Here is a 19,664-nt window from a genome sequence, read left to right on the forward strand (position 1 = left end):
AAAAAGTTGACTTACCTGCTCCATTAGACCCAATTATAGTTATGAAATCTCCTTTTTCGGCTGTAAAACTTAAATTATCAAAGACAATTTTTTCTACTCCTAAATCAGTAGTGAATTTTTTACATATATTTTCTAATTTAAGCATTTTTACCTCTTTTCTTGTAACCAATTCCAAGTATAATCGCTAAGAATAAAGCAGTTATTATTTTAACATCAGTAGGTTTTATAGTTAATCTATTTATTGTTTCTATACTTAGCCCTAAACTTTGGTATATACCAGAAGTTAATGATTGTGAATTAAGTGCAAAATTTATAACTATATAATAAATTATAGAACCTACTATAATTATTGAAATATAATTAATTGTTCTCGTTCTTTTCACTAGACCTAGTCCAAATATTATAGATGCTAATCCTATAATTATAGTTCCAACTGATGATGATAAATCAATAATTCTAATATATTGAGCAAATAATGCTCCTGATATTGAAACTAAACCATTAGATAACATTAATCCAAATAATTTTATATTTTCTACACTAACTCCTAAATCACTTACTAAAGTTTCATTATCTCCTAAGGCCCTTAGTATAAATCCAATTTTTGATGTTAATATATAATCCATAATAAGTTTAATTATAAATACTATTATTAACAATAGATACATATTTATATCTTTAAATTTTATAATATAGATTAATGATAAAATATATATTACTACATATATAGCAAAACTTATAAAGGCATTTTTATTAGGTTTTATTCTTTTATCATAGAATAATTTTATAATTAATAATACTACCGTAATAATAGTAAATAATTTAAAATAATTTGCATAATCTATTATATAAAACCAACTTTGATTACTCTCTAAAAAAGCATTTGGCTTTCCTAATATTCTAGCATTTATACTATATAGTGCTGTCATAGTAAGTATACCTGATAATAATTTATCTATACCAAACTTAATGTGTAATAATCCTGTAATATAACCTGCAATTATTCCACCTATAAAGGCAAATAATATTCCTATAAAAGGGTGAAAATTATAATTTATGCTTATATACGCAAACAAAAAACCACCCAAAGGAAAAGTTCCATCTACACTTAAATCAGGGAAATCTAATATTTTATATGTTATATATACTCCCATTACCATTATTGAATAAATTAAACCTAATTTAATTGATTCAGGTAATACCTTTATAAATACTATAAGTGCCTCCATTTAAAACTCCAATTCTAATTCTTTTTTTGTATTTTCATTTATATCTAATTTTAATTTATCTGCTTTTTGAATAGGTATTTCACTAGGTTTTTTACCTGTTTCTAATATCTCTATTGCTTGTTTTCCAGCCATTTTACCTAATTCATAATAATCTATACCTATACTCATAAGTATTCCCTTATCTACATGTGCTTTTTCAGCACCCATAGTAATTTTTTTATTTTTTAATGCTTTTTCCGCTATTAATGAAATAGATGATGCTACCAAATTATCTGCAGGTGTATATATAGCATCAACTTCTAATGCTAGTGCATCTAATGCTTGTGAAATTTCATTAACCTGAGTTATACTTTTTTCAATTAATTTTATTTCATAATTTTTAGCAGCATTTTTCATACTTTCTAATTGAAATACTGAATTTTGTTCACTTGAATTATATATAAATCCTAATTTTTTAATATCTTTTTTTACTTTTAATAATTCTTTTAATTGCTCATTAGGCTCTAAAAAATCAGAAACCCCTGTTATATTTTCTTTAACTAAATTTGCAGTTTTAGCATCAGTTACTGCTGAAAATACTATAGGTATAGTATTAGTTGCATTACTTGCTGCTTGTGCAGAAGGAGTTGCAATAGCATATATCAAATCTACATTTTGATTTACTAAATTTTTAGAATTTAAATTTGATACTGATATATCTCCATTAGCATTTGTTTCAATAAAATTAACTTCTATGTTATTTTCCTTAAATGCATCTTTAAATCCTTGTCTTGTTGCATCTAATGCACTATGAGATGCTATTTGACTTATACCTATTTTGTATTTGTATTCTTTATTATTTTCAACACTATTTTTATTACCACATGATACTGTTATTATTAGTATTGATAATAAATTTATAATTTTTTTCATTTTTCACTTCCTTAACTTAAAATTTATATGCTAATCCAAAAGTATTTTTTATTAATATACCATCAAATCTATATGAATTTAATTTAATAGGTACAATTAAATTATACTTTAATTCAATATTTTTGATAGGGTTATATATTAAATCTATACTAGGGACTATATAATGGCTAGAACCTACCCATCTTGATTGTCCATTTTTTTCTTCTGTTTCAAAATATTTTTCAAATTTTTCTTTAAATAAATGTTTTGAATACTTAGAAATATCTACTGATTCTCCTGCTTTTATACTATTAAAAGTTGAATCTGATGTTAATGGAGCATTTTCTCTTTTTATTAACATATTTTTTTTATCTCTTTTAAATACAGTTACTGGAGTTCCACCTTTTATATATGTGATATACCCGTATTCTCCACTATAACTAATTCCTGGTTTGAATAGAAAATTCTTTTTTCTATTATATATTTTAAATTTTAATCCTAATTCTGTATCTATGCTTAATTTATTATAAACTATTTTAGGATGATTTATTTGTTTATCTATTAAAGATACATTTGTTTCTAAATCAAATAACTTAGGACTATATTTTACCTTAGAAATAACAGAAAACTTATTAGTGTGTTTTGTAAAAGTATCATCTATATTAAAATTTGTTTCTAAATTATATTTTTTATTTTTATAGTTTATATTAGCATTAAAACCATTTCCAACTGGTGTATCTTTAAAATTTTTCGTATCTTTTAAAATATTAGAAAGATATTCATCTTTTTTTATATCTCTTTCTACTTTATAAGTATTTAATCCTGAAAATATTAGGAAATTATCAATTTTATGTGGTGCATTTATCATGTCATCAATATTATCTACTAATTTTCCTAAAATAGGTTTTACAAAATCTAATGCTGGATTAATATAATTTCCTTCTACATCTTTAAATTTATTAATTTTAGGTAACACATTCCCTTTTACATGTTTAAATGTTTTAATTAGAGTTTTAACTTTCCAAAGTTTATAATTATTTTTTGATAATTTTTCTACGTCATCAAATAAAGTCAAAGCCTCATGTATTGATTTTTTTAGTTCTTTAGCCTTTTCTAAATTCCCGTATTCTTCACTTGATAAGTTATCTATTATTTTTTCAGTTTTATTAAATATTTCTTCAACCTTAGGTCTATATTTTCTAGTTATTTTAGCAAGATCTCCCACTATATCATTTGCATTATTAACTAATTTTGCAGTTGCAACAGCTAATTTACCTGCATATTTCCCCTTACAAAAAACATTAATACTACTGCAATTTTCAAGTTTTCTATTATATTCATCAATTTTATTTACATGATGTAGTATTCTATCTTTAACTGGATTTATTTCTTCCAAAATAGGTGAAATAATTTTATTAACATCATCAACTATAAATTTAGCAGGTAATGCCTTATATAATGGTTTTATGTATTCATCAGGAAATAAATACTGCAAATCATCTACAATAGTTACTTTTCCGTTCGGTTTATATAAATATTTAGGGTCTGAAAAATTTACAGTCCTTAACATTTTGGCTACATTTTCATTATCTTTTTTAGTCAATAAATATTTTAGAAAATTATCTGGAACATAATTTAATAAATCAAAACTTGATATATCTTGATTTGGTTTAAGTCCTAATTCTTTTGCGATATTTTTTATAGCGTCTTCAAAAAATATTAATGCCTTTTCTTTATCTTTAAAATTATTTGTAAATCCTTTATATTTATCTATATTTTTTAATATTTTTTTAATATGCTCATAATCAAAATCTTTATCCTTATTTCTTATTCTATTTAAAATATCATTAATTTCTCCATCAAGACCTTCTTTTTTTAATCCTGCCACTATAGCTTTTAAGGCTTCTTGGGTTATTATCTTCATTACATTATCGCCATATAATGAACCTGTTGGAAGTCCTATAGACCTTATTCTTCCATTTTTGCCATCTAAATATCCTAATTCAACATTATTACTATTAGATTTCTCCCAATTTTTAAAATAATCAACCTTATCATAACCTGGAGTTAAAGATACTAAATCCTTTTCAAATTCATCTTTATCAAATATGTCTCCACTATAATTTGAAACATGGTAATTAGCTGATATTTCTAATTTTTCATTTTCATTATCTATAATTTTATATAAAATCCCTGGGGCTAAAGAAAAGTTCTTATTTTTATTAGATAAATTTAAACTATATGATAATTCTGGTATAACTGGAAGTTTTAAGTATGGTCTAACTTTTCCTATACTTTCAAACTCAAAACTTGCACCTGGTTTTAAATCACCATAAAAATACTTTTCTAAACCTAATACATTTTTATCAGTTGCTCTAATAAATATTTTATTATGCATGTCCAAATGTTTTGTTTCTGTATCTGAATATATTAAAAATTTATCTACTTTTGCAAGTTTATTATCTGAACCATATCTAGTTGGCGTAGATTTTATTTTTGTCCCTATTTTTGTTCCTATATTTTTTATATCAACTTCTAAATTTAAAAAAGTCATATCAAAAACAATACCCCTAAGTAAAACACTTTTTATATCCTCTGGTTCTTTTTTATATAAGGGTTTATTAATAACATAATTATAATATATACCGCTATTTTCATTTTCAAATTTTAAAGCATCTAAAAATTTATTTAAATTTTTTGGTATTACTTCATTTTCTAATGCATTTCTCGGTAATAACATTTTTATTGTTCTATACTTATCAACATTAAGATCTAAACCTTCTAAGCCATAAGATACACTAAAATCCGTACCTATTTTCCAATCAACATTATCTTTTGCTGATACAATTGCTGAAAGCAATAAAAAATTTAACATGTATTTTTTCATATAAAATTCTCCTTTTTTTTTAGTATCTCCCGTATTCTATATTATATCTTTTCTTTAAATATTCTAGTAATTGATATGCTTTAAAATCAATTTCACCAGTATAAATTATTTCACTAATATTTTTATCTATTAATATATTTTTTATGATATCTTTAATTTTATCTATGTTATCATTTTTTATACCGTTAGGCAAAAATATTTTAACTTCTCTATCACTAATTTTTTTCATAGTTATTAAATTTATTTCTTTATTTTTTATTTTAAATACATCTTCTAATAAATATCTTTGATTTTTACTTTCAATATATGTGTCATAAAAATTACTATAATGTATTATGTCTATAAACTTAAATCCTTCTAAGAATAAACAAGAATACTTATTTATCTCCTCTTTAATATAGAATTTTAAATTATATAAATTATTATTTGATTCTATTTTAAATATTGAATAATTTAAAATAGCATTATCACTTTTCTTTAATTTCTCAAATAGTTTATTCACATTTGTTTCATCATTTATACGAAAATCAAGTATAAAATACTCATATGCATCATCATCTAAGGTTGATGGTGTGTAATTATATGGTTTCCCGTATTCTAAAAGATTTAGCAATATCGTTCTTCTTGATAAGTAAAAATAAGGTACTTTGGTATCTAATTCTACTTTGATATAATAATATTGCTTTTTTATATTCCTTTTTGCTATTATTTCATTTATTTCTTCTTGATATTTTAAAATTTCTTCTTCTAATACCTTAGTAATATTATCATTTTCTCCAATACCCTTTTCTATATAATTATTATATAATTTTTCTAATCTTGATAATATAGTAAAAAGTATATATTTGTATTCATAGTAAGTAGTTTTATCTCTATCTATTATGTGAAATACTCTTTTTATTGTACTTAAAATATCTATATCTCTTAAATTAGATAAGAAAAATGTATCATTTTCTAATTTATTTATTTTTTTTATACATTCTTGGAAATCTTCTATATTAGGATTTACTACTTTTAATAAAAAATCTACTAATTCATGTAATATTTCTTTGTCATTTTCCAAAATTTTTATCTTTTTTTTGTCCATAATATCTCCTATATATACGACTTCAAATTAATAACTAAGGCCTTTTTAGTATCTTTTAAAAGACAATCTCCTATATATTCTCTTGAATTATTTTTCAATGGTCTTACATATATCTCTTCTTCATATAGTACTTCCTTAGTTAAAAAAGCAAAATTTTGATTTTTTATTTTTACTATAACTAGTTTTTTTGCATTAGTACATTTATTAAGCACAGGTAAATAAACTCCATTTGAGTTATAGTATAATATATTATTTATATCAGTTATATTTTCTAAATTGTAATCTATAACTTCTTTTACTGAATTTATATCTAATGCAAAATAGGCTAAATCATTTTTAATTATTAGTGCTTCTAATATTAAAAAATCTAATTTTATACTAAATATTAAAGTATTATCTTCAACTAATTTTATTTTACCTAAATCTTTTATACTTTTATAAACATTTAAAAGAGATAATTCTTGTTCTCTTTGTTCTTCATTATTTGATAATTCTGAAAAATTATTATTAAATATTTTTGAATATAATTTATTTTCAAATATATGGTTACTGTATATTTGTACCCTTAATTTATTAAAATCTTGTTTAAATTTAATGTCTATGTATAAGGCTTCATATTTAAATAGTCTATTTCTTTTATCAATTTCACTATCTACTAAGGTATAAAGAAAATTAATAAATACGGGCTTTAATTTATAGTATATTATTTTATCTAATTTAACGTCTTCTATGTCATACTTAAAATTAAGTTCTATTCCAAAACTTTTTGCATATTCTAATAATCTAGTCTCCATTTTTGAAAATTCAGAAAATAAGTTTGTAACTCTTAAATTGAATATACTAGATTTCAAATGATATTTAGTTAATGATAATTCTTTAAGCAATCTTACATACTTTCTCTTTTCATTACTTGGTAAATATTTAGAAATTTCTTGCAAACGGCATCTAATATAGAATAATTTATCAACTTCATCTACTAAATCATTTATTTGTCTTGGATTTACTTGTATCATTTCCTTTAATTTTATAACTTCATTTTGTATTATCAAGGTATAATTTTCTATAAAATTAAATTCTTTTAAAAAATCTTCCATCATTTTTTCAAATATATTATTGTCAGTTATTATAATATATTCCAAAAAACAATTAACCTTATTTGGATTATATTCTTCTATAGGTTGCTTATCAAAAAAATTACATTTCTTTTCTAATACTTCAAATTTTTCTTCTATATCTATCATAAATTTTGTAATATTAGTATCACTAATATTAATTTTTTCTTTTATATGAATTTCTAATTTATATTTCATTTTAACTCCACTACATTCCAAAAAATTTTCTTACACTATTAGGAATATATTCAATATATTTTTCTATATCTTTTCTTATTTTTGTTGATGATACATTATATTCTAATCTATCTTTATCTATAAAATATGCTTTTTTACCTAAATATTTTTCATAATTTTTAACATCTTGAATTTCATTTGTAAACACTATATCTACTCTTATATCATATTTTTCTATTGCTTCTTTAACTATTTTTGACCAGTTTAACCAACCATCTGGGTAAGGTTTAATACCATCTTCATTAAGAGTTAATACTTCTATATTTTTATAACCTTTTAATTCTTTTTCAACAAAAAATTTTCTATCTTTTATTGTTATAAACTTAGGTAGACTTGAATCTTCAAAAAGTTTTTTATCTCTAATAGTTTCCTCGCATACAAAAACATATAATTTATCACAGTACTTACTAACAGTTTTAATAAAATTAATATGACCTTTATGTACAGGAAAAAATTTACCAAATATGGCAGCATTTTTATCTTTTTTATCATACATTTCATCCACTTTTTTCAAAGCATCTTCAAATTCATCTCTTGTTATATTTAAAGCATTTAACTTTTTTAAAAGTTGCTTTGTATTTGAATATGATATTGATAATATCTCTCCTAAAATTTCTCTTCTTAATTTAGAATCTTTATTACCTGATAAATTATTATCCAAAATATCTTTCATACTAAATTTTTCTTTATTAGTCTTTTCTTCATATCTAATGTTTTTAAAAATATCTATGATATCTTCATCTTTCATATTCTCTATGCCTATATTTTTATCTTTTGTTGCTTTTTTTCTATCTGCATATAAATTTATAATACCATCTATTTTAGAGTTTATTTTTTCTCTTATTTTAATACCTGCAAAATCTGGATCTGTTAATAAATAGATTGTATTATTTTCACTTAATTTTTTTAAATCATCTATTTTTTTATTATTTGCACCACTCATGCCATTTAATATAAATATATTAGCGTCTAATACACGGCTAAGGGCCGTTTTGTCATCACGACCCTCTACCACTATTATTCCATTTAATTTAATCAATCTTATACCCCTCTAATATTTTTAATAAATATTCCCATGTATTCGCTACTGCTTCTATGCTCATTCTCTCATCAGGTGTATGTGGATTTTTAATATCTGGTCCTATTGATATTATATCTAAATTAGGATTGTGTTCAGAAAATATTCCACATTCAAGACCTGCGTGTATTGCCAATATTTCAGGTTTATAACCATTTTGTTTTTCAAAAACTTTTGCAAAATAATCTCTTATTGGAGAATCTTTTTTATATTCCCATGGATTACAAAAGTCTAATATTTCTCCTTTTGCTCCATATTTTTCTGCATATTTTAGTACATAATCAACTATATATCTTTGTTCTTTTGCCTTACTACTTCTAACTAGACTATTGAAATAAAATTCTTTTGTATTTTCTTTTTCTCTTGTTTCTAATATTCCTAAATTTAATGATGTTTGTATTAAATTTTCAATTTCAGTACTCTTTCTAATAACACTAGTTGGATGAGTTAGAATATATCTTAATAGTCTTTCAGTATTAGTTTCATTTAATTGTTTTTGATTAGAATATTCAACCTTTTCTAAAACTCCCAACATTTCTTTTTCTGTTTCTTTAAATGCAAAATTAAGACCATCTAATGATAATTGTAATAAATCATTTATTTCATTAAATTCTCCATTTATTACTAATGTTGCCATTGCTTCTCTTGGTATAGTATTATTTTTAGCCCCACCATTGAAATCCACTATATTAGTATCAAACATTATTGATATTTTAGAAATTAATTCAGCTAATATCTTATTGGCATTGGCTCTATTTTCGTGTATATCGCCACCACTATGTCCACCTTGTAAACCTTTAACTTCTATAGTATATATTTTATCTTTAAGTGTTACTTGTTCACTATTTAATTCTAGTGTACTTGCAACTGCAGAACAACCTGCACTACTTACATATATACTACCGTATTGTTCACTATCTATATTAACTAATATATCTGATTCTAATTTTGTAATATCAAAATTTTCTGCTCCTGACATTGATACTTCTTCATCAGTAGTAAGTAATATTTCAAGTTTTGGATGTTTTATTTCATCACTTTCTAATATAGACATTACCATAGCAACGCAAATTCCGTTATCTGCTCCTAATGTAGTTCCATCTGCTTTTATAAATCCATCTTCTACTTTAACTTTTATTGCTTCTTTTTCAAAATCAAATTCTACATTTTTATTTTTATCACAAACCATGTCCATATGACCTTGAAGTGCAATTGCTTTATATTTTTCATAACCTTTACTTGCTTCTTTTCTGATTAATATATTATTGCTTTCATCTTGATAAACATAAAGATTATGCTTTTTAGCAAAATCTACTAAATAATCACTAATTGCCTTTTCATTCCCTGAACCCCTTGGTATCTTTGATATTTCTAAAAAATGATGAAACACTCTTTCAGGATACAAATTCTCTAAATTCATTTTAATACCTCCTACAATATATTATCTAATAATTCTTCTAAGTATCTTCTATCTTCTTGTGATAAATCATGATTTTTCTTTAATTTTTCTAGTATAGGATCACTAGAACCTACTAAACTTCTATCTAATATTTTTATTATTAATTTTTTATAATATTCCATTTTTACCTTCCTATTTTACTTTGTATTCTTTTAATGCTTCTAATAAATAATCCCATGTATTTGCTACCGCTTCTATACTCATTTTCTCATCAGGTGTATGTGGATTTTTAATATCTGGTCCTATTGATATTATATCTAAGCTAGGATTTTTAATAGCAAATATTCCACATTCAAGACCTGCATGCATAGCCATTATTTTAGGTTTAAAACCATTTTGTTTTTCGAATATATTAAAAAAATGTTCTCTTATCTCAGAATCTTTTTTATATTCCCATGGATTGTATTTTTCTAGTATAGTTAATTTTGCTCCAAATCTTTCTGTATATTTTGTTACATAGTCTAAAATATCAGCTTGCTCTTTTTGTTTAAGACCCCTTATTAAACTATTAACTTTCATATCATTATCACTAGTTTTTACAATTGCTAAATTAAGTGAAGTTTGTATTAAATTATCCATATCTTTACTTTTTCTAATTACACCTGTTGGGTAATTTTTTATATATTCTAAAACCTTTTTAGTTGATTTATTTGTTAGTTGCTTTATATTAGTATACGATACCTTTTGTAATACTGCAAGTATACTTTTTTCACTTTCTTTATACTGATAATTCAAACAATCTGTAAATAATTGTAATATGTGATTTATTTTATCATATTCTTCATTTACAACAAGAGTTGCTATAGCTTCTCTTGGTATAGTATTATTTTTACTCCCACCATTAAAATTAATAATATTCACATCAAACATAGTTGAAATATTAGATATTAATTCAGCCAAAACTTTATTAGCATTTGCCCTATTTTCAGATATATCTATTCCACTATGTCCGCCTTGTAGACCTTTAACTTCAATAGTATATATGTTATCTTTTAATATAGTTTCTTCAAGCTCTATTTCTAATATACTTTGTGTAATAAATGAACCTGCACTACTTACATAAATACTTCCATATTCTTCACTATCTATATTAACTAAAACCTTAGATTTTATTTTTGATATGTCGAATTTTTTAGCCCCTATCATTCCAGATTCTTCATAACTTGTAAGTAATATTTCAAGTTCTGGATGCTTTATTTCATTACTTTCCAATATTGCAAGAGCCATGGCAACAAAAATACCATTATCTGCACCTAGCGTTGTTCCATCCGCTGTTAAAAATCCATCTACTACTTGAAGTTTAATTGCCTCATTTTTAAAATCAAAATCTACTTCATTATTCTTTTCGCATACCATATCTAAATGTCCTTGTAAGGCAATAGAATTATATGCTTCATACCCTTTACTTGCTTCTTTTCTAACCAATACATTAAAAGCTTCATCTTGATATACAAAAAGCTTATGTTTATTAGCAAAATCCACTATATAATCACTTATAGCCTTTTCATTTCCAGATTCTCTTGGTATTTTTGATATTTGTTCAAAATAATAAAATACTCTTTCAGGGTATATTTTTTTTAATTCCATATATTTCATCTCATTTCTTATTTACTTTATTAAATTATACACTATTTTAAGTATATTGTCATTAATTTACAAAAAGTATTTATATAAAAACAAGGCTTAATAAGATATTATCTTTAAGCCTTGTATATTTAATTATATTTTTTTAGAAATACTTCCAACTGCAAATATATTTTTTATATTAGTTCTATTATCATCATCTACTAATACATAATTATCTTTATCTATATTTAAACCTATTTGTTTTGCAAGAATATTATCAGGCACATACCCCTTACTTAAAAGTAATGTATCACAGAATACTTCTGTTTCTCCATTAATTACTATACTAGATAATCTTGGGTATCCTTTAATTTCACTTACTTTATCATTAGAAGAAAGTTTTCTTACTTTAACTTTTTCTCTTTCTAATCTTTCAATAAGTAAATTAGATTCATTACTATCTCCATAAACTACTACATTTTCTCCAAATAGATATTTATTATAATTTAATAATCTTATTGCCTGCATTGAAGTATATATTCCAGATGGTCTAGAACCAGGTATATATAAGTTTTCTCTATTTACTTCATAAGAACCTAATGCTATTACTAAATTAGTATATTTAATATCTTTATAACCTTTAGTTGATATTAATTCAACTGTATTATCTTTTTCTCTAACATTAAATACTGCTGTTTCTAATAAATATTTAACCTTAGAATTTACTAAATTATTGATTTTATCTAATGAAATATCTCTTAATGCTGTCTCGAATTTAAGCATTTCATAAACTGAGCCACCTATTTCATCTAATAAATCCACTACTAATACTTCTTCACCCTTATTAGCTCTAATATTTGCTTCTTTTAAAGCATCAATACTTGCTCCTAAAATTATTGTTTCATATGATGATTTTAATTCATCAAAATCAAATTTTTCGTTTATAAAATGTATTTCTTTATTATCTAAATTTGCTTTTTTAGTTAATACATATGAACCTTCATCTTCTAAACATATACTTTCTGGACTTATTTTCAATTCTTTTGATAGTATTTCTATAACTTTTGGCATAGTAAATATCATTTGTGATTCAGAAGCACCGCATCTAGTTCTTCTTTTTACACCATTTAAAGTAGTTGCACCACTATTTCTTTTTATAATATCTATTATATCTCCTTTAGTTATATTTTCATGTCTATCAATATAATCTCCAAAATTTTTATTTTCTTTAATTACTTTATCTCTTTTATAGCTTGTATATGTATATAGTACTTCTTGTTTTCTCCTATTAGGATTAAATTCCTTATTTTCAGTAAATTCTAATCTTCCAGTTTTCTTAATTATATCAGTTACCATAACTGCTATGGCTGGTGCTGAACTTAGTCCTGGAGATTTAATACATGCAACATCTATAAATCCTTTAATTTTACTATCTTCACAAATAACAAAATCAGATTTATTAGAATTGGCTCTTATTCCTGCATACTGTCTTAATGGCAATTTATAATCTATATTTTTCACACTTTCTGCTGCTTTTTCTTGTAAATAATCAAATGTATTAACTGTTGTTACTCTTTCACATTTACTATTTATCTTATCTGCTGTTGGTCCTACTATTAAATGACCATGAGCTGTTGGTGTTACTAAAACTCCTTTACCATTTTCATTTGGTAATCTAAATATTGTTGCTTTAACTTTTGAACCTTCAAAATGTGAATATACTATATATTCTCCTCTTACAGGTACTATTTCAAAATCTTTATCACATATTAAATTATGAATATCATCAGAATAAACACCTGCACAATTTATCACAACTTTAGAATTATATGTTTTTTTATCAGTTTTTACTGTAAATACTTCTTTGCATTTACTAATACTAACAACTTTTTCTGATAAATGTAGTACTACACCATTATTTTGAGCAACTTCTGCTAAATTTTCTGTTAATTGCCACGGACTTACTATAGCCCCTGTTGGAGCATAAAGTGCATATTTGACTTTATCACTTATATTTTTTTCTATTTTTAAGATTTCATCTCTTTCTATTATTTTTAAGTTGGGAACACCATTTTTGTTTCCACGCTCTAATAATTTTTCTAAATGTTTTTTATCATCTTCATTCATAGCAACAACTAAGGAACCATTTCTAATAAATGGGAAACCTAATTCTTTATGTAACTTATCATACATTGAATTACCTTCTACATTTAATTTAGCCATTAGTGTTCCAGGTTCAGGGTCTAATCCTGAATGAATTATTGCAGTATTTGCTTTTGAAGCTTCATTAGATACTTCATTATTTTTTTCAATAACTAAAATATTTAAATTATACTTTGATAGTTCTCTGGCTATGCTACAGCCAATTACTCCAGCTCCTATAATAATTATATCTTTCATTTTATCTACCTATTCTTCTTCCCATGATAATGTTCTTGTTACGGCTTTTTTCCATCCATTATAATACATATTTACCTTTTCTTCATCCAATTTTGGAATAAATCTTTGGTCAAGTTTCCAATAATTATTAATTTCTTCCTTATTATTCCAAAAACCTACTGCTAATCCTGCTAAAAATGCTGCTCCTAATGCTGTTGTTTCAATTACTTTAGGTCTAAACACATCTTTTTTTAATATGTCGGCTTGAAATTGCATTAATAAATTATTTTTACATGCTCCACCATCAACTCTTAATTGATTTAAATTTAATCCTGACTCTAATTTCATACATTCTATTAAATCTTTACTTTGATATGCAATAGATTCTAATGCTGCTCTAATTATATGATTTCTATTTGAACCTCTAGTTAATCCAATAATTGTTCCTCTAGCATACATGTCCCAATATGGTGATCCTAAACCAACAAATGCTGGAACTAAATAAACACCACCATTATCTTCAACTTTGCTTGCAAAATATTCTGTATCACTTGCTTCTGTTATTAATTTTAATTCATCTCTTATCCATTGAATAACTGCACCTGCTATAAAAATACTTCCTTCTAATGCATATTCAACTTTATTATTTAATCCTATACCGATTGTAGTTAATAAACCTTTATTAGATTTAACATATTTTTCACCTATATTCATTAACATGAAACAACCTGTTCCATAGGTATTTTTTACATCTCCTTTATTAAAACATGCTTGTCCGAATAATGCTGCTTGTTGGTCTCCTGCTATACCAGCTATAGGTATTGTTGTTCCACCCGCTTCTCCTAAAGTTGCTCCTAATTTTGCGTGTCCATAAACTTCACTTGAATTTTTTACTTCTGGTAACATAGATTTAGGTATGTTAAATGCTTTTAAAATTTTATCATCCCATTTTAATTCTTTTATATTATATAACATAGTTCTTGAAGCATTTGTATAATCTGTTACATGAACTTCTCCACCAGTTAACTTCCAAGTTAGCCAAGTATCAACTGTACCAAATAATAATTCACCCGCTTCTGCTTTTTCTCTTGCACCTTCTACATTATCTAATATCCATTTAACTTTAGTTCCTGAAAAATACGCATCTACTACTAATCCCGTATTTTCTACTATATATTCTGATAATTCTTTATCTTTTTTTATATCTTCACAAATTGAAGCTGTTCTTCTACATTGCCATACTATTGCATTATATACTGGTTGCCCTGTCTTTTTATCCCATATAATTGTAGTTTCTCTTTGGTTAGTAATTCCTATTGCTGCTACTTCTGACAAAGAAATTCCTGATTTTGCAATAACTTCGGTTAATACTGATCTTTGAGAAGACCATATTTCCATAGCATTATGTTCTACCCAACCTGGTTTAGGGTAAATTTGTGTAAATTCTTTTTGAGCCACATCAACTATATTAGTTTCTTTATCAAAAATTATCGCTCTTGAAGAAGTTGTTCCTTGATCTAATGCTATTACATATTTTTTATTCATAATTTCTACCTTTCTTATACTCCTAATGCCATAAATGCAAGTCCTGCTAACACACCACCTAATAATGGCCCAATTACTGGTACTAATGCATATCCCCAATCTGATTTACCTTTATGTTTTAATGGTAATAATTGGTGAATAATTCTTGGTCCTAAATCTCTTGCTGGATTGATTGCATAACCTGTTGGCCCACCTAAACTTAAACCTATACTCCATACTAATAAAGCCACTATGAAAATTGTGAAAAATGATCCTTCTTTTGCAAAATGTGGTCCTATCATTAAAATTCCAAAAACTAATACAAATGTTCCTATTATTTCTGTTATAGTATTATAGAATAAATTTCTAATTGCAGGTCCTGTTGAAAAAGTTGCTAATACTAAATCTGTATTTTCTGTTTCATCATAGTGTTGTTTGTAAGTTACTACAACTAATAATTGTCCAAGCATTGCACCTAAAAATTGTGCTGCTACATATACTATTAATTGATTAAATGTAATTACTCCTATTGTAAACAATGCTAAAGAAACTGCAGGATTTATATGAGCACCTGAAAATCTACCAACTGAATATGCTCCAATTAAAACCGCAAATGCCCAACCAGAAGTTATTACTATCCAACCAGAATCTTTTGCCTTTGATTTATTTAGTAAACAAGCTGCTACTACTCCATTTCCTAATAATATTAACAATGCTGTTCCTATAAATTCAGCTAAAAATATTGACATATACATCACTCTCTTTCTATATTATATACTTTATTATAAACTTTTCTTTAAATTTTTCACTTCTTCTATTTCATTTAATAATTCTTCTAATGTACTATCTTCACTATTAGATGAAACTCCTACCACTAGTCCTTCAACTAAGGGAGCATCTGCTATTTTTACTTTATCATCATTTAACATTTCTACTGCCATTTGTGTATTCATTAGTGAAGAACCTAATTCACAAAAAACTATGACCCCATCTCCACTATTTGCTTGATTTATACATTCCATTATTTTAATAGGGTCAGTTCCATATTCTTCACTATCAACCATTCCACCAGCATTTACTATATTAAATTCACCAGATTTCATTATTGATGCTAATTTTATTGTTTCTTCTGCCAAATACTTATTATGGCTTACTACTACCATTCCTATCATAATTCACCTGCTATAGTTTCTAATATAATGTATGTTGAATATGCACCTGGATCTATTGTACCAAGACTTCTTTCGCCTAGATAACTAGCACGACCTTTTGTTGCCACTATATCTTTTGTGTTTTCCAAATTAATTTTAGCCTCTGTTACAACTTCTAACATTGCAGTTTTTAAATCTTTACCATCATTTATTAATCCATTTAAGGTATCACTAGCTGGTCTTAAAATGTCAACCATAGTTTTTTCTCCAACTTTTGCCTTACCTCTTGCTTCAATTCCTTCAGTTGCAGCAGCTAACATATCTACAAAATTTTCTTTTGTAGCGGCTCTCATAAATGCCGTAGCAAACAATGGTCCAGAAGACCCACCTACCTTAGTCATAAGAATCATAGCACATGAATTAAAAATTTCTTTTGTTGATTTACTTTCATAAGTAGGTAATGCCTTTTTTATTTCACTAAATCCTCTTTTTACATTTATACCATGATCACCATCACCTATTTTTCTATCTAATTCAGTTAATAAATCAGCTTTTTCTATTAAATTATCACATATCTTGTCTATTATTTTTAGTACTTCCATTTATATCTCCTAGAATAAATTATTTTTTATATCAAAATCTAAATATTTTTTTGTTTTTTCACTTAATTTTAATATACTTATTGAAAAACCTGGCATTTCTAATGAAGTCATGTAATTTCCTACTAAGTTTTTATGTATTTTAACGCCTTTTTCATTTAATAAATCTACTACATTTTTATTTATAATATATAATTCCATAAGAGTTGTTGCACCTAAACCATTTACTAAAACTGCAACTTCTTCACCACTTACATTGTTAGCTTCTAATAATTTGTTTACCATATATTGAACATGTTCTTTAGCAGTTTTTAAACTTTCTTTATGAGTTCCTGGTTCTCCATGTATACCAAGACCCATTTCAATTTCAGTTTCATCTAATTCAAAACTTTTTTTACCAGATGCTGGTACTGTACAACCACCTAATGACATACCTAATGTATTTGTATTTTCTATTACTTCTTCTGCTATTTCTTTAACAAAAGCCAAATCTTTTTTATCTTCTGCTGCACTTCCTGCAATTTTATGAACAAATACTGTTCCTGCCACTCCACGCTTACCAACAGTATATAAACTATTTTCAACTGCTATATCGTCATTTACTATTACTTTTTCTACTTCTATACCTTCCATAGCCGCCATTTCAGCTGCCATTTCAAAGTTCATGACATCACCTGTGTAATTTTTTATTACTAGTAATACTCCTTTACCGTTATTTGCAGCCTTTATTCCTTCTAATACTTGATCTGGTGTTGGCGATGTAAACACTTCTCCTGATATAGCTGCATCAAGTAGTCCATATCCTACAAATCCTGCATGTGCTGGCTCATGTCCACTTCCACCACCAGAAACTATTCCAACTTTTTCAGTTCTATTTTTTCTAGCAATTACATTAAAACCATCAAGTTTGTACACATTAGGATTAGACATAACTAAACCTTCTAACATTTCTTCTACAACATTTTCTACTTGATTTAACATTTTTTTCATAAATTTCACCTCTTCTTTTAAAGTATCTTATATAGTATACCCCGAAAATCTTAAAAAAAAAATATAATATCATTATATTAAAATAAAATTTGATATTTATATTTTAAATAATTTATTATTATATTTTTTTGACCTTAATATTTATAGTAAGAATTTCACATTGATTTTATTAATTATTTAGAATCATCCCCATAAAAATTTCACATTATGAACTATTCTAGCTCAAATAATTTGATATACTCATAATCAGTATCTGAAAAATTAGAAAGCGATATTCCCAATAACCTAATATCATCTTTTTTATCTATTGTATATAAGATATTTTTACTTTTTTCAAAAATTTCATCTTCTGTTTTTAGTTTTTTTTCAAAAGTTTTAGATTTAGTAATAATACTTCTATCACTGTATCTTATTTTTACACTCACAGTTCGGGTATATTTTTGCTCTTCTTTTAATTTACTAGCTAAAATATTAGAAAAAGATTTTAATTCATGTAATATATCATCTAAATTATTCAAACCTTTAAAATATGTTCTTTCTTTTGCGATAGATTTATCATGAACTCTATTATTATTTTCACTTCTATAATTACCCCTAATTATATTATATACATCACTTCCACGACTATTTCCTAATAGTTTAATTAAAGATATTTTATCTTTTTTTAGTAAATCTCTCGTAGTTTGTATACCTAAACCCATAAGTAATGATATAGTTTTTTTACCAATTCCATGAAATATACCGATTTTTTTATCTATAACATAATCAATAAATTCTATTTGATTATAGAATAAATGTATGCCATTTGGCTTATCTACTTCAGTTGCTATTTTAGCAATATTTTTAGTTTCTCCTATACCAACAGATAATGGCAAATTAAATTTTTTTTCAAGTTTTTGTTTAAATAATTTTGCAAAATTTAAAATTTCTTTTATTTTATCTTTATCACTTTTAATATTATATTTTAAAAATCTTTTTTCTAATACTTTTGATATATCTACAAATCCTTCATCACATGAAATATAATCTGTAACTAAAAAAAAGCGAGCTATGTATTCTCTAATTTCGTTACCTACTTTATGATAATATTCAACTCTTGGATTAATAATTACTAAATTTTTACATTTACTTTGTGCATTATGAATAATCATAGTAGATTTAATTCCATATTTTCTTGCTTCATAACTAGCTGTTGAAACTATACTTTTACCTATCACAACAGGTTTATCTTTTAAATTAGGATTATCTCTTTTTTCAATACTTGCAAAAAAAGCATCCATGTCATAATGTAAAAACATATATACTTCCTTAAAAAAATAAAATGTACAAAAAAATTTGGCAACTACCGATTTTCCCCATTACTGAGTATCTTAGGCGTATATAGGCTTAACTTCTAGGTTCGGTATGTTACTAGGTGTTTCCCTATAGCTATTGTCACCAAATTGTATAGTGTTGCTTGGCAGATACCGATTTTC

17 protein-coding genes and 1 rRNA gene are annotated in these 19,664 nt (G+C 25.1%); all 18 read right to left on the reverse strand.

The window, feature by feature from the left end:
- A partial coding sequence (locus AWT72_RS10120) for an ATP-binding cassette domain-containing protein (RefSeq protein WP_156413079.1) occupies positions 1-145 on the reverse strand: 145 nt, incomplete at its 3' end.
- Positions 138-1,229 (reverse strand): ABC transporter permease, encoded by a 1,092-nt coding sequence (locus AWT72_RS04455; protein WP_067141437.1) that lies wholly within the window; start codon positions 1,227-1,229, stop codon positions 138-140. The genes AWT72_RS04455 and AWT72_RS10120, both read right to left, overlap by 8 nt.
- Positions 1,230-2,141, reverse strand: a complete 912-nt coding sequence (locus tag AWT72_RS04460; RefSeq protein WP_067141440.1) for an ABC transporter substrate-binding protein — start codon at positions 2,139-2,141, stop codon at positions 1,230-1,232.
- Positions 2,142-2,157: 16 nt separating this feature from the next.
- The gene (locus AWT72_RS04465; RefSeq protein ID WP_067141444.1) at positions 2,158-5,007 is read right to left on the reverse strand and encodes a hypothetical protein; all 2,850 of its coding nucleotides are present in this window, start codon (positions 5,005-5,007) and stop codon (positions 2,158-2,160) included.
- 19 nt (positions 5,008-5,026) lie between these two features.
- Complete coding sequence (locus AWT72_RS04470; protein WP_067141446.1) at positions 5,027-6,094, reverse strand: hypothetical protein; 1,068 nt, start codon at positions 6,092-6,094, stop codon at positions 5,027-5,029.
- An 8-nt stretch (positions 6,095-6,102) separates the two neighbouring features.
- A complete protein-coding gene (locus tag AWT72_RS04475; protein WP_067141449.1) occupies positions 6,103-7,404 on the reverse strand; it encodes a hypothetical protein in 1,302 nt (433 codons plus the stop codon).
- Between the two features lie 10 nt (positions 7,405-7,414).
- Positions 7,415-8,482, reverse strand: a complete 1,068-nt coding sequence (gene rnmV, locus AWT72_RS04480) for a ribonuclease M5 (RefSeq protein WP_067141452.1) — start codon at positions 8,480-8,482, stop codon at positions 7,415-7,417.
- On the reverse strand, positions 8,475-9,941 hold the full coding sequence (locus AWT72_RS04485) for an aminoacyl-histidine dipeptidase (RefSeq protein ID WP_067141455.1): 1,467 nt from the start codon (positions 9,939-9,941) through the stop codon (positions 8,475-8,477). Before AWT72_RS04485 ends, rnmV begins: the two co-directional genes overlap by 8 nt.
- A gap of 11 nt (positions 9,942-9,952) precedes the next feature.
- Positions 9,953-10,102, reverse strand: coding sequence for a hypothetical protein (locus AWT72_RS09645; protein WP_197035163.1), 150 nt, complete (start codon positions 10,100-10,102; stop codon positions 9,953-9,955).
- 10 nt (positions 10,103-10,112) lie between these two features.
- Positions 10,113-11,567, reverse strand: a complete 1,455-nt coding sequence (pepD, locus tag AWT72_RS04490) for a beta-Ala-His dipeptidase (protein WP_067141458.1) — start codon at positions 11,565-11,567, stop codon at positions 10,113-10,115.
- A 132-nt stretch (positions 11,568-11,699) separates the two neighbouring features.
- Entirely contained in the window at positions 11,700-13,946 is a 2,247-nt protein-coding gene (locus AWT72_RS04495) for an FAD-dependent oxidoreductase (RefSeq protein ID WP_067141461.1), read from the reverse strand.
- A 9-nt stretch (positions 13,947-13,955) separates the two neighbouring features.
- The gene (gene glpK, locus AWT72_RS04500; RefSeq protein ID WP_067141464.1) at positions 13,956-15,470 is read right to left on the reverse strand and encodes a glycerol kinase GlpK; all 1,515 of its coding nucleotides are present in this window, start codon (positions 15,468-15,470) and stop codon (positions 13,956-13,958) included.
- A gap of 14 nt (positions 15,471-15,484) precedes the next feature.
- Positions 15,485-16,198 (reverse strand): MIP/aquaporin family protein, encoded by a 714-nt coding sequence (locus AWT72_RS04505; RefSeq protein ID WP_067141478.1) that lies wholly within the window; start codon positions 16,196-16,198, stop codon positions 15,485-15,487.
- Between the two features lie 33 nt (positions 16,199-16,231).
- Positions 16,232-16,621 (reverse strand): dihydroxyacetone kinase phosphoryl donor subunit DhaM, encoded by a 390-nt coding sequence (dhaM, locus tag AWT72_RS04510; RefSeq protein ID WP_067141467.1) that lies wholly within the window; start codon positions 16,619-16,621, stop codon positions 16,232-16,234.
- Positions 16,618-17,202: a dihydroxyacetone kinase subunit DhaL gene (gene dhaL / locus AWT72_RS04515; protein ID WP_067141469.1), complete on the reverse strand. Its 585-nt coding sequence runs from the start codon at positions 17,200-17,202 to the stop codon at positions 16,618-16,620. The genes dhaM and dhaL overlap by 4 nt, the downstream gene beginning before the upstream one ends.
- A gap of 9 nt (positions 17,203-17,211) precedes the next feature.
- Complete coding sequence (gene dhaK / locus AWT72_RS04520) at positions 17,212-18,189, reverse strand: dihydroxyacetone kinase subunit DhaK (RefSeq protein WP_067141472.1); 978 nt, start codon at positions 18,187-18,189, stop codon at positions 17,212-17,214.
- 212 nt (positions 18,190-18,401) lie between these two features.
- Positions 18,402-19,487, reverse strand: coding sequence for a Y-family DNA polymerase (locus AWT72_RS09465; protein WP_067141475.1), 1,086 nt, complete (start codon positions 19,485-19,487; stop codon positions 18,402-18,404).
- A gap of 35 nt (positions 19,488-19,522) precedes the next feature.
- Positions 19,523-19,631 (reverse strand): 5S ribosomal RNA (rrf, locus tag AWT72_RS04530).
- Positions 19,632-19,664: the final 33 nt, after the last annotated feature.

The organism is Oceanivirga salmonicida (genome assembly GCF_001517915.1).
In the GTDB taxonomy this organism is placed as follows: domain Bacteria; phylum Fusobacteriota; class Fusobacteriia; order Fusobacteriales; family Leptotrichiaceae; genus Oceanivirga; species Oceanivirga salmonicida.